Genomic DNA, 12954 nt, shown 5'->3' with positions numbered 1-12954 from the left:
ATAAGTATCAGTACATATTTGTATTGAAATTATAAAAAACATAAAAGTCATGTGTGGAATTTTAGCAGTTATCGGAAAGGATCTTGACCAGGCCAAAATAGGAAGCCTGTCTAAGAGAATGTCTCACAGAGGTCCTGATGAAAGCGGAATGATTATTACTGAGGGAGGGCATGTGTTAGCGCACGAGCGTCTTTCTATTGTAGATTTAACAACTGGGATTCAGCCTATTCAGGGAACCAGCTCAGCCTGGATGATCCATAATGGTGAAATCTATAACCACGAGACTTTACAAAATAATGAATTAAAAGATCACACTTTTAGAACTACCAGCGATTCTGAAGTTATCGTTCACCTTTATGAGAAATACGGTTATGATTTTGTAGATATGCTGGACGGAGTTTTCTCTTTTGTTGTTATTGATGGTGATGATTTTATTGCCGGAAGAGATCCGATAGGTGTTAAACCACTTTATTACGGAACTGATGAAGCCGGAGCGATTTGGTTTGCCAGTGAGATGAAAGCACTTGCCGATCATTGTAAAGATTTTGCTGCTTTTCCTCCCGGACATTATTATACTCCAAAAACCGGATTTGTAAGATATTATCAGCCTGAATGGTTCGAATCTGAAAAAGCCGTTCAGCCTGCCGATCTTAAAAAACTTCGGGAAAGTCTTATCCAGGCGACCAAAAAACGTTTAATGGCCGATGTGCCACTGGGAGTTTTGCTAAGCGGCGGTCTGGATTCATCGCTGACTTCTTCTATCGCTGCAAGGTTGATCAAAGATTCCGGTCAAAAACTACATTCTTTCTCTATTGGTCTGGATGCTGATGCGCCTGACCTGATCGCTGCGAGAAAAGTAGCCGATTTTCTGGGAACCGAGCATACGGAGGTTTTCTTTACTGTAGAGGAAGGAATCGAGATCCTGGAAAAACTCGTATGGCATCTGGAGACCTACGATGTGACTTCTATTCGTGCAAGTACCCCAATGTATTTCCTTTCTAAAGCAATTGCAGATAAAGGAATTAAAGTGGTTCTTTCAGGAGAAGGTTCTGATGAGATCTTCGGAGGGTACCTTTATTTTAAAAATGCGCCTTCTGCAGTAGATTTTCAGAAAGAAACAATCAGGAGGGTTCAGCGATTAGCGACTGCCGATTGTTTAAGGGCTGATAAATCAACAATGGCCCACGGCCTTGAGGCTCGGGTTCCGTTCCTTGATAAACAGTTTTTGAAAACAGCTATGGAAATAGTTCCTGAAGAAAAAATGCCAACCACTTATGATGGCGTTGAGAAATATATTCTGAGAAAAGCTTTTGACACTCCTGACGAGCCTTTCCTTCCTGAAGAAGTTCTTTGGAGGCAAAAAGAGCAGTTTAGTGATGGCGTAGGTTACAGCTGGATCGATCAGTTAATTGAATATGCCGAAAGTCAGGTGAGCGACCTTCAAATGGCAACAGCGGAAGAAAAATTTCCGGTGAACACACCAGCGACCAAGGAAGCTTATTTTTACAGAACTTTATTCGAAAAACATTTCCCTCAGGAATCTGCTGCCAAAACGGTAAAAAGATGGATTCCAAAATGGCAGAAAGACCTGGATCCTTCAGGAAGAGCCAACGAAACTCACGTTGCTCCTGGACTTAAAAAGGTGCTACAGAAAATTTGAATTAAGCTATGTTTTTTGTGCAGCCCAGATCGTGAAGATTTTCTTAAAACGATCTGGGCTTTTTCCACATAATTTGTTGATAACTTAAGGCTTCGACAAACTTCTTTGACCTGTTAAAAAAATGCGAATTACTATATTTGTTCGTTATCCAAAAGAGACGAAAATAATTAGCAAATTTTATGAGCGAAGAAGTTAAGAAAAATAACTATTCAGCCGATAGTATACAGGCGTTGGAGGGAATGGAGCACGTACGAATGCGTCCTTCAATGTATATTGGTGACACTGGTGTTCGCGGGCTTCATCATCTGGTATATGAGGTTGTTGATAACTCTATCGATGAGGCACTTGCCGGTCACTGTGATAGAATAAAAGTAGATATAAACGAAGATAATTCTGTTACCGTAGAAGATAACGGTAGGGGGATCCCTATCGACCTTCACAAAAAAGAAGGGGTTTCCGCACTGGAAGTGGTTATGACCAAGATCGGTGCCGGGGGTAAATTCGATAAAGACAGTTATAAGGTTTCGGGTGGTTTGCACGGTGTTGGAGTTAGTTGTGTGAATGCACTTTCTTCACATTTAAAAGCGACTGTTTACCGTGAAGGCCAGATATGGGAGCAGGAATACGAATTGGGAAAACCTCTTTATCCCGTAAAACCTGTGGGAAAAACCGATCTGAGCGGTACTATTGTTACCTTCAAGCCAGATCCTTCCATTTTTCAACAAACGCTTGAGTATAGTTTTGATACGCTCGCCAGCAGGATGAGGGAACTTTCCTTTTTAAATAAGGGAATTGAGATAGTCCTTACCGATAAAAGACGAAAAGAAGATGACGGCGAATTCGTAAAAGAGCGCTTTTATTCTGATGAAGGTTTAAAGGAATTTATCCGCTTTTTAGACGGAAACCGTGAGCCGATCATTGGCGATGTTATTTCAATGGAAGGGGAGAAGAATGAAATTCCCGTGGAAGTTGCCATGGTTTACAATACTTCATTCAATGAGAACCTTCATTCGTATGTGAATAACATTAACACTCATGAAGGGGGAACGCACCTTTCAGGTTTTAGAAGAGGTTTGACCACCACTTTAAAGAAATATGCTGATGCCTCCGGCTTGCTTGATAAGGTGAAATTTGAAATTACCGGGGATGATTTTCGGGAAGGTCTTACCGCTATTATTTCAGTAAAAGTTGCTGAGCCTCAATTTGAAGGTCAGACAAAAACCAAATTAGGAAACAGGGAAGTGACTTCGGCTGTTTCACAGGCGGTTTCAGAAATGCTGGAAAATTACCTGGAAGAAAATCCGAATGATGCTAAAATCATTGTTCAAAAAGTGATACTTGCTGCGCAGGCACGAAATGCTGCGAAAAAAGCCCGTGAAATGGTTCAGCGAAAAACGGCCATGAGTGTTGGTGGATTACCCGGGAAATTATCAGATTGTTCCGAACAGGATCCAACAAAATGCGAGGTTTTCCTCGTCGAGGGTGACTCCGCGGGTGGAACAGCTAAGCAGGGACGTGACCGTAATTTTCAGGCTATTCTTCCGCTTCGGGGTAAGATCCTGAATGTTGAAAAAGCGATGTCACACCGTGTTTTCGATAACGAGGAGATCAAAAATATTTATACCGCACTGGGTGTTACTATTGGTACTGAAGAAGATAGTAAGGCGTTGAACCTTTCAAAGCTCCGTTACCACAAAATCGTGATCATGTGTGATGCCGATGTTGATGGAAGTCATATTGAAACACTTATTCTCACCTTCTTTTTCCGTTATATGAAGGAATTAATCGAGAATGGACATATTTATATTGCAACACCTCCTTTATATCTTGTTAAAAAAGGAAGTAAAAAGCGCTATGCGTGGAATGAAAAAGAACGCGATGAAATAGCCGAAAGCTATAGCGGTGGAGTTCAGATTCAGCGATATAAAGGTCTTGGGGAAATGAACGCAGAGCAACTTTGGGATACCACTATGGATCCTGAACATAGAAAACTGCGTCAGGTAAACATTGATAACAGTGGAGAGGCCGACAGGATTTTCTCTATGCTTATGGGAGATGAGGTTCCGCCAAGGCGTGATTTTATTGAGCGTAATGCTAAATATGCAAATATTGATGCCTGATCCCAATTTCAAATAAATTCATTAAAAGACCCACACATTATTTGTGTGGGTTTTTACGTTAATAAACTTAAAGGCCCTGCATATTTTTTTATTTTTGAAACTTAAAACCAAATCACTGTGAAAAAGATAACCAATTTTTTAATCATGGCATTCGTATGTCTTTCCGGAACAACTTATGCCCAGCAGGATGTGAATGATTTTGTTGATGATATGCTTTATATTGCAGACGGTTTTGCGGCTCCGGCTTCTAATAGTGCTGCTTACCAGGGAACGGCTGGTTGGTTCACTTCGGCAAAATCTCTCGATTTATGGAAGGTCGATGTGTCCTTCCATGGAAATGCACTTTTTGTGCCCCCCAGTAAAAAGGAATTTACCGTTAGTGCTTCTAATTTAAAATTATTACAGATTAATGATGGTGCTAATGCGGCTGTAGTCCCAACAGCTTTTGGGTCAACTTCAAATGTTAAATTTTCGGGTAATGTGATGGGGCAGGATTTTAGCTTCGACGCCATAGAAGGTATAGATAAAGGAGCTCTTTTTTATCCTTTTGCCCAGGTTTCTGTCGGATTGCCTTTTGAGACAGAAGTAGGAGTGAGAGCCCTTCCTGAGCTTGAGGTAGATGGATCAAAATTCAGCACGTATGGAATAGCGATAAAACATAATTTCAGTCAGTATTTTCGCTTTAACAGAAAAGAAGATTTACAACTCGCAGCCGTTATTTCGTATAATATCTTCAATGTGAAATATGGATTTAATCCAGTTGCGGTCCCAGATGTGGTTACCCTTAATCTTATTAATGTTGATGCTGATATGATCATGGGAGAATTATTAGCATCTAAGCGATATGAAAGTTTTGAAATCTTCGGGGCCTTGGGAGTGGCAAAATCCAACTTTGATTATAGATTCGATGGTAGTGGTTTTGGCCTCCCTTTGATAAACCAGGAATTAACTGCCTTAAGTGATAATGAAGCACAATTTAAAGGAGATATAGGTTTTAATCTATATTTTACCCGTTTTAAAATAAGTACCATGGCCACTGCCGGAAAATTCTTTAACGTAAACTTAGGCCTTCATTTTATTCTGTAAACGTGCATTTATACCATACTTATTATTAATACTGCCTCATAATTCGTAATTTCGTAAGCAGTATAAATTAATTCAAAATCTCTTATATAAAATGAAAGTTACCATTGTAGGCGCAGGTGCCGTGGGCGCAAGTTGTGCAGAATATGTTGCCATTAAAAATTTTGCTTCTGAAGTAGTTCTTCTTGACATAAAAGAAGGTGTTGCTGAAGGTAAAGCGATGGACCTTATGCAAACTGCTACTTTAAACGGTTTTGACACCAAAATTACCGGAAGTACAAATGACTATTCCAAAACCGCCAATAGCGATATCGCTGTTATTACCAGTGGAATTCCCAGAAAACCAGGTATGACTCGCGAAGAATTAATAGGAATAAATGCCGGGATCGTAAAGGAAGTCTCAAGCAATCTTATTAAGCATTCGCCAGATGTTACCCTTATCGTGGTAAGTAATCCGATGGATACAATGACCTATCTGGTTCATAAAAGCACCGGCCTTCCCAAAAATAAAATCATAGGAATGGGAGGCGCGCTTGACAGTGCACGTTTCAAATATCGACTTTCTGAAGCTCTGGGCTGTCCTCCTTCTGATGTTGATGGAATGGTCATTGGAGGTCACAGCGATACCGGAATGGTTCCGCTTACCCGCCTTGCTACAAGAAATAGTGTTCCCGTAACCGCATTTCTTTCAGAAGAGAGATTGAACCAGGTTTCTGAAGATACCAAAGTGGGAGGAGCAACCCTCACAAAGCTTTTGGGAACCAGCGCCTGGTATGCTCCGGGTGCAGCAGTATCTGGGCTGGTGCAGGCAATTGCGTGTGACCAGAAAAAAATGTTCCCATGTTCAGCCCTTTTAGATGGTGAATACGGGTTAAGCGATCTTTGTATTGGAGTACCTGTAATATTAGGCAAAAACGGACTTGAAAAGATCGTTGAAATCCAGTTAAATGACGCAGAAAAGAATAAAATGCAGGAAAGTGCTGAAGGCGTGAGAAAAACCAATGGTTTACTGGATGTTTAATCTTTAAAAATGATTTAAAAATATCTTGAAAAGCCACAGTTTTAGTGGCTTTTTTGATGGATTAAAAAGTTAAAATTATCCAAAAAAAAATATTGGGATTTGAATTTTGAAGCCCTATATTTGTCCGTTTTAAAAATAGACCTATAATCAATAATTTGAGGAATAATGCAGAATAAAGGACTGATTAAAGTTTTTGCTATTTTGTTTGGGCTGGTATGTATTTATCAGTTGTCCTTTACCTTTATTACAACTGAGGTAGAGACTGAGGCTGAAGATTACGCGGCCCGCAAAATCAGTACTAACGTAGATAATTATTCAGAGCGTCGCGATGCTGTTGAGGCCCAGTATTTAGATTCTATGGCAAATGAAGAAATCATTGCCGGAATCACCTACGGGGAAGCTAAAGAAAAAGAACTAAATAAAGGTCTTGACCTTAAAGGAGGTATTAATGTTATCCTTCAAATTTCGGTTAGAGATATCCTTAGTGGGCTTGCGAATGATTCTAATGATCCTGCTTTCAGAAAAGCGCTTGCCGAAGCAGATGAAGCACAGAAAAACAGTCAGGAAAATTATGTTGATCTTTTCTTTAATGCTTTCAATAAAATTCCGGATGCTAAATTAGCCTCTCCCGATATTTTTGGAAACAAAACTTTAAGTGATGTTATCAATTATAACATGACCAATGAACAGGTGGAGCCTATCATTCGCAGGAAGATTGATGAGTCTATCACTTCAGCATTTGAAGTTTTAAGAAAACGTATCGATAAATTTGGTGTTACCCAGCCAAACATTCAGCGTTTGGGAACTTCGGGACGTATCCTTGTAGAATTGCCTGGGGCCAAAGATATCAGCAGGGTCAAGAATCTGCTTCAAAGTACAGCCCAACTGGAGTTCTGGCATGTTTACAAGGGACAAAGATTTAGCAGCTTCCTGGCTCAGGCCAATCAGAAGCTGGCTCAAATGCAGAAGAATGAGAATTCCAAAACTGAAGAAGCTGCAGATACAACCAAAGCTGCTTCCGAAGATCAGGAAATCGAAGCACTTCTGGCTGATGCCGCTGATAGTACCAAGGTAAAGGAAGGTAATAACCCTTTGTTTGACCTCATAGTTTCACCAGGCTATCAAAACGGGCCGGTAATAGCTACTTTTAAGGTCAAGGATACTGCCCAGGTTATGGATTATCTTACTAATCCACAAATTCGTTCTTTACTTCCTTCAGATATGCGTTACGCTAAATTTGTATGGGGAGTTCCCGATGACGAAACGCAAACAACTTCTTTATATGCCTTAAAAGGAAATCGTTCCATGCAACCGCCATTGAGTGGTAGTGTAATTACAGATGCCCAGCAAACTTATGATCAGTTAGGACGTGTGGCTGTAAGTATGCAGATGGACGGAACCGGTGCCAAGATATGGGAAGATATGACCGGAAAGGCATACCAGGAGCAAAGCCAAATCGCTATTGTTCTTGACAATATTGTCTATTCTGCACCGGGCGTTTCTACCGGAGCTATTTCAGGAGGACGTAGTGAGATCACAGGAGATTTTAGTATTACTGAGGGCCAGGATTTAGCTAACGTTTTGCGTGCAGGTAAACTTCCGGCTTCTGCAGATATTATTCAAAGTGAAGTAGTAGGTCCGTCCCTTGGACAGGAAGCTATAGATAGTGGTATAAATTCCTTTATTATCGCTTTGATCCTGGTTCTACTATGGATGATCTTCTACTATGGAAAAGCGGGACTTTTTGCCGATGTGGCCCTTGTAGTTAACATCCTTTTCATTTTTGGTGTACTCGCAGGCCTCGGAGCTGTTTTAACATTGCCAGGTATTGCCGGTATTGTTTTGACCATCGGTATGTCGGTTGATGCGAACGTACTTATCTTTGAAAGGATCAAGGAAGAAATGGCAAAAGGTAAAATGCAGCGCGATGCCATTAAAGATGGTTTCAGTAACGCACTTTCTTCGATTCTTGATGCGAATATCACTACAGGACTTACCGGGTTAATCCTTTTTATTCTGGGAACAGGTCCGATCAAAGGATTTGCCACCACCTTATTAATAGGTATTTTAACTTCCCTTTTTACCGCAATTTTTATAACCAGATTGTTTATTGATGGTTATGGTAAAAAAGGAAAATCTATAGATTTTTCTACTTCCATTACAAAAAACCTCTTTACGAATGTAAATATTGATTTCGTTAAAAAGAGGAAAGCTGCCTATGTATTTTCAGGTATATTGATCCTTATTGGTGTTGGTTCCCTGTTTTTCCAGGGTCTTAACCAGGGTGTGGATTTTGTAGGTGGTAGAACTTATACTGTTCGATTTGATCAGGCCGTTAATCCAACACAGGTTCAAAAAGACCTTGTGGCAGAATTTGGAAGTGCCGAGGCAAAAACATACGGTCCCGATAACCAGTTAAAGATCACTACAAAATACCGTGTAGAAGATGAAGGTCCTCAGGTTGATGAAGAAATTCAACATTCATTATTTGAAGCACTTCAACCTTATCTGCCTTCAGATCTTACTTATGATAATTTTATAAATGGATCGGATACTAAAACAGTTGGTGTCATGGAGTCTATGAAAGTAGGTGCTACCATTGCCGATGATATTAAGAATGCGTCTTTCTGGGCCGTGCTTGGCTCGCTGATCGTAGTATTCCTGTATATCCTGTTGCGTTTCCGTAAATGGCAGTTCAGCCTTGGAGCGGTGGTTGCCGTTTTCCATGATGTGTTAGTGGTATTGGGCGTTTTCTCATTACTTTACAAGATCATGCCTTTTAATATGGAGATCGATCAGGCTTTTATTGCTGCAATTCTAACGGTAATTGGTTATTCGCTGAACGATACCGTGGTAGTGTTTGACCGAATTAGGGAGTACGTGAACGAACATTCTTCATGGACCCTTAGAAGAACCGTAAATAATGCCCTCAACAGCACTTTAAGCCGTACGTTGAACACCTCGCTGACAACCTTAGTGGTTCTGCTTGCGATTTTCATCTTTGGAGGTGAAAGCATTCGCGGATTCATGTTCGCACTGATCGTAGGTGTGATCGTAGGTACTTATTCATCCCTTTTCATCGCGACGCCAATTATGTTCGATAGCGTGAAAAAAGAGGATAAAGATAAGCTTAAGAAAAGTTCTGAGAGAAAGGCAGAAGCTGAAGCGACTGCATAATAAGATCATAAAATAAGAATATTAAAAAGGCTTTCCCCGCGGAAAGCCTTTTTAGTTTTAATGCCCCAAAATTTTAATAAACCTTAATCTTTTATTCGGTGGAAATTTATCTTATCCCCTTTTTCCAGGTTCCATTCATCAGCTTTACCGGCATTTACTTCAAGTATAAACCTAGAAGGACCTTCAGAAGGTAAGGAGGTTTCATCTCGGGGGACTGCATTTTTTTGAATGCTTACCAAACTACTGTCTTTATCATAATATATAATATCCAGCGGGATATAGGTATTTTTCATGTAAAAATACCGGGGTTCTTCCGAAGGGTAAATAAAAAGCATTCCACGGTCTGCCTTCATGCTGTCCCGGTACATAAGCCCGGTTTCATGTTCATAATCGGTATCGGCAATTTCTATATCTAACTTTTCAATAGTATCTCCCGATTCTTTTTTTAATAGATAAAGTTCACCTTCCTTTTTAAAACTAATAGGTTCGGTTTTAATACTCTGTTGTTTTTTTCCTTCATTACAGGAGGATAAAGACAGGTTCAGAATAAGCGAAAGAGAAGCAAGTTTTATAAAATTTTTTCTCATACAGTCTTTTGTCTCTTGGGACGGTACATGAAATAAAATCCTGCAAGTATAAAAGGGATACTCAGCCATTGGCCAGTATTAAGAAGCCAGGTGCTTCTTTCTTCTACCTGCGGTTCTTTAATAAATTCGATAAAAAAGCGAACGGTCCATAAAGCCACCAGGAAAACCCCAAAAATATAGCCTCGTTTAAATCTTTTGTCAGTTTTCCAGTAAAGGAACCATAAGCCTAAAAAGATAAGGAGGTAACAAAAAGATTCGTATAACTGTGCCGGATGTCGGGGAAAATCTTCCCCTAATTGGGCAAAAATGACTCCGTAATCTGAATGGGTTGGTTTTCCTATAATTTCAGAATTGATAAAATTTCCTATTCGTACAAATATGGCACCTGAAGCGACTGGAATTACAATTCTATCCAGGATCCAAAGCACCGGTTTATGAATTACGCGGTGAGAATAGAGGTACATGGCAACAATAATTCCTATTGCCGCACCGTGACTCGCCAATCCTCTGAAACCGGTAAATTCAAATTCCGGTTCAAATTTCACCGGTAGAAAGATTTCTAATAAATGATTCTGAAAATAATCCCAATCATAAAAGATAACATGGCCCAATCTTGCTCCAATGAGAGTGGCCAGAACGGTGTAAACGAAAAGGGAATCGAGCTGTTCAATATCCATATTTTCGTGTACATAAATTCTTTTCATGATGTACCAGCCAAGTGCGAAAGCGATAAGAAACATGAGGCTGTAGTAGTGAAGGGTAAAAAATCCGAGGTCTAATCCTTCGGAAGGATTCCAGCGAATGGCATTGATAAACATACCTGTATTTTTGTTTAGCCGTAAATATACGTAATTGCGGCTTGTTTCCCGGATTTTATGATTTGGATTTTGAAGGAACGGGGTCATAACCATGACCTCCCCAGGGATGACATCTGGCTATTCGCTTTATCCCCAGCCATAAACCCTTCAAGGGGCCGTGAATTTTAATGGCTTCTATCATATACGAAGAGCAGGTAGGAGAATATCGGCAGCTCGAAGGGGTTACCGGTGAAATGAATTTCTGATAGAACCGGACCAAAGCAATTAATATTTTTACCAGTCCTTTTTTGAGCATTTTTTATTGAATTGAATAGGTGGTACCTTCTTTACCATCTTTAAGTTGAATGCCGATTTCCTGAAGCCTGTCACGAATCTCATCACTAAGCGCGAAATTTTTATTGTTCCTGGCTTCGGCTCTTAAATTGATCAGCAATTCAACAGTACCTGAAAGCTTTTCGGTTCCGTTTTCCTGTTCAGTTGAAGCATCCTGTAAACCTAAAATTTCGAACATAAAGGACTGCATGCTTTCCTTCAGCTCTTTTTTGCCTGAATTTGAAATTTTTGTCGATCCTTCTTTAGCTGAATTAATTGCTTTTACCGCATCAAATAACCGGGCGATAAGAATAGGACTGTTAAAATCGTCATTCATCGCATCATAGCAAGACTGTTTCCACTCCGAAAGATTAAAATCATCTTTTGTAGATTCCGGAAGTTCATCTATAGAATGGTAAGCCTCCATTAGACGATTGAATCCCTTTTCACTTCCCATGAGGGCTTCACTAGAAAAATCAAGTATACTGCGATAATGTGCCTGTAAGATGAAAAACCTTACCACATTTGGAGAAAAGGCTTTGGCAAGAATATCATTTTTTCCAGAAAAAATTTGTTCCGGTAAAATGAAATTTCCTGTGCTTTTCGCCATTTTCTTACCGTTAAGGGTAAGCATATTGGCGTGCAGCCAGTAATGGACCGGCGATTTCCCGCAGGCAGCTTCTCCCTGGGCAATTTCACATTCGTGATGGGGGAATTTTAAATCCATACCACCGCCATGAATATCGAATTCTTCGCCCAGATATTTGGTACTCATCACCGTACATTCCAAATGCCAGCCGGGAAAACCATCGCTCCATGGGGAAGGCCAGCGCATGATATGTTGTGGTTCGGCCTTTTTCCATAGTGCAAAATCCTGTGGATTTTTTTTATCGCTCTGTGCAGCCAGTTCGCGGGTGTTGGCGATCATATCTTCAATACTTCTTCCGCTTAATTTACCGTAGGCATGATCTTTATTAAACTTCAAGACATCAAAATATACCGAGCCGTTGGCTTCATAAGCATAGCCTTTCTTTAAAATGGTTTTGATGATCTCGATCTGCTCCACAATATGCCCGGTTGCAGTAGGTTCAATACTTGGTGGAAGGTTATTGAACTTCTGTAAGGTATTATGAAAATCAACAGTATATTTTTGAACCACTTCCATAGGTTCGATCTGCTCCAGCCTTGCTTTTTTCGAAATTCTGTCTTCCCCGCTGTCGGCATCATTTTCTAAATGGCCGGCATCAGTAATATTTCTGACATAGCGCACTTTATATCCCAGGTGTTTAAGATACCTGAAGACAAGGTCAAAAGAAATAAAAGTGCGGCAGTTACCAAGGTGCACATTGCTGTAAACTGTAGGGCCGCAAACATACATTCCCACATGTCCTTCGTTAATTGGGGTGAAAACTTCTTTTTCACCGCTCATCGAATTATAAAGTTTCAGGGTTTGGTCCTGGTAAAGCGCCATGTAAATTGAAAATTTGAATTATTAGAAGCTGGTGTCTAATTTAATATAATCGAGGAATTCTCTACGAATATCTTTTTGTTTGAATTTTCCGCCAAATTCGCTGGTGACGGTACTGCTTTCAATATCTCTAATTCCGCGGCTGTTCACACAAAGGTGTTTTGCATCCACCACGCAGGCAACATCTTCAGTTCCAAGAACATTTTGAAGTTCCTGCACAATCTGCATGGTCATGCGTTCCTGAACCTGAGGCCGTTTCGCAAAATAATCGACTATCCTGTTCATTTTTGAAAGGCCTACAACCGTGCCGTTAGAAATATATCCAACATGAGCTTTTCCCACAATGGGGAGAAGGTGGTGTTCACAGGTAGAATAAACAGTAATATTCTTTTCCACGAGCATTTCGCCATATTTGTACTTGTTTTCGAAAACAGAAGCTTTTGGCTTTCGTTTTGGATGCAAACCTGAGAAGATCTCATTTACAAACATTTTGGCTACCCGCATTGGTGTTCCTTTAAGGCTGTCATCGGTAAGATCCAGCCCCAGGGTTTCCATTATATGTCGAACGTCTTCTTTTATAAGATCAATTTTTTCAATATCACTTTTCTCAAAAGCGTCATCTCTTATGGGCGTTTCTGCACTGCTTCCGGCATGGGCATCCCCCATTTCCTCGATTTCATTCAAAATTTTATCTATTTTCATGCGTTT

General features: G+C 40.2%; 10 protein-coding genes. 5 read left to right on the top strand and 5 right to left on the bottom strand.

The annotated features are described in order from the left end of the window. The first annotated feature begins 49 nt into the window (after positions 1-49). The 5 genes from asnB to secDF all read left to right on the top strand — a co-directional run bounded on the left by asnB (position 50) and on the right by secDF (position 9061). Entirely contained in the window at positions 50-1660 is a 1611-nt protein-coding gene (gene asnB / locus C7S20_RS01705) for an asparagine synthase B (protein WP_107010860.1), read from the top strand. Positions 1661-1839: 179 nt separating this feature from the next. Then, entirely contained in the window at positions 1840-3780 is a 1941-nt protein-coding gene (gyrB, locus tag C7S20_RS01700; RefSeq protein ID WP_107010859.1) for a DNA topoisomerase (ATP-hydrolyzing) subunit B, read from the top strand. Positions 3781-3897: 117 nt separating this feature from the next. Next, positions 3898-4866, top strand: coding sequence for a DUF6588 family protein (locus tag C7S20_RS01695; RefSeq protein ID WP_107010858.1), 969 nt, complete (start codon positions 3898-3900; stop codon positions 4864-4866). A 91-nt stretch (positions 4867-4957) separates the two neighbouring features. Then, on the top strand, positions 4958-5884 hold the full coding sequence (gene mdh / locus C7S20_RS01690) for a malate dehydrogenase (RefSeq protein ID WP_107010857.1): 927 nt from the start codon (positions 4958-4960) through the stop codon (positions 5882-5884). A gap of 165 nt (positions 5885-6049) precedes the next feature. Next, positions 6050-9061, top strand: coding sequence for a protein translocase subunit SecDF (gene secDF, locus C7S20_RS01685; protein WP_107010856.1), 3012 nt, complete (start codon positions 6050-6052; stop codon positions 9059-9061). Between the two features lie 83 nt (positions 9062-9144). On the opposite strand, the gene C7S20_RS01680 is transcribed toward secDF, so the two are convergent. The 5 genes from C7S20_RS01680 to folE are packed head-to-tail and all read right to left on the bottom strand — an operon-like array spanning position 9145 to position 12948. Next, entirely contained in the window at positions 9145-9648 is a 504-nt protein-coding gene (locus C7S20_RS01680) for a DUF192 domain-containing protein (protein ID WP_107010855.1), read from the bottom strand. Beyond that, positions 9645-10466, bottom strand: coding sequence for a prolipoprotein diacylglyceryl transferase (gene lgt / locus C7S20_RS01675; RefSeq protein ID WP_107010854.1), 822 nt, complete (start codon positions 10464-10466; stop codon positions 9645-9647). Before lgt ends, C7S20_RS01680 begins: the two co-directional genes overlap by 4 nt. A 55-nt stretch (positions 10467-10521) precedes the next feature. Next, positions 10522-10761, bottom strand: coding sequence for a membrane protein insertion efficiency factor YidD (gene yidD, locus C7S20_RS01670; protein WP_193510785.1), 240 nt, complete (start codon positions 10759-10761; stop codon positions 10522-10524). A gap of 3 nt (positions 10762-10764) precedes the next feature. Beyond that, complete coding sequence (gene cysS / locus C7S20_RS01665; protein WP_107010853.1) at positions 10765-12249, bottom strand: cysteine--tRNA ligase; 1485 nt, start codon at positions 12247-12249, stop codon at positions 10765-10767. Between the two features lie 21 nt (positions 12250-12270). Beyond that, the gene (gene folE / locus C7S20_RS01660; RefSeq protein WP_107014056.1) at positions 12271-12948 is read right to left on the bottom strand and encodes a GTP cyclohydrolase I FolE; all 678 of its coding nucleotides are present in this window, start codon (positions 12946-12948) and stop codon (positions 12271-12273) included. Positions 12949-12954 lie beyond the last annotated feature (6 nt).

Source organism: Christiangramia fulva, assembly GCF_003024155.1.
Taxonomy (GTDB): domain Bacteria; phylum Bacteroidota; class Bacteroidia; order Flavobacteriales; family Flavobacteriaceae; genus Christiangramia; species Christiangramia fulva.
This window is presented reverse-complemented; position numbering and strand designations above follow the sequence as displayed.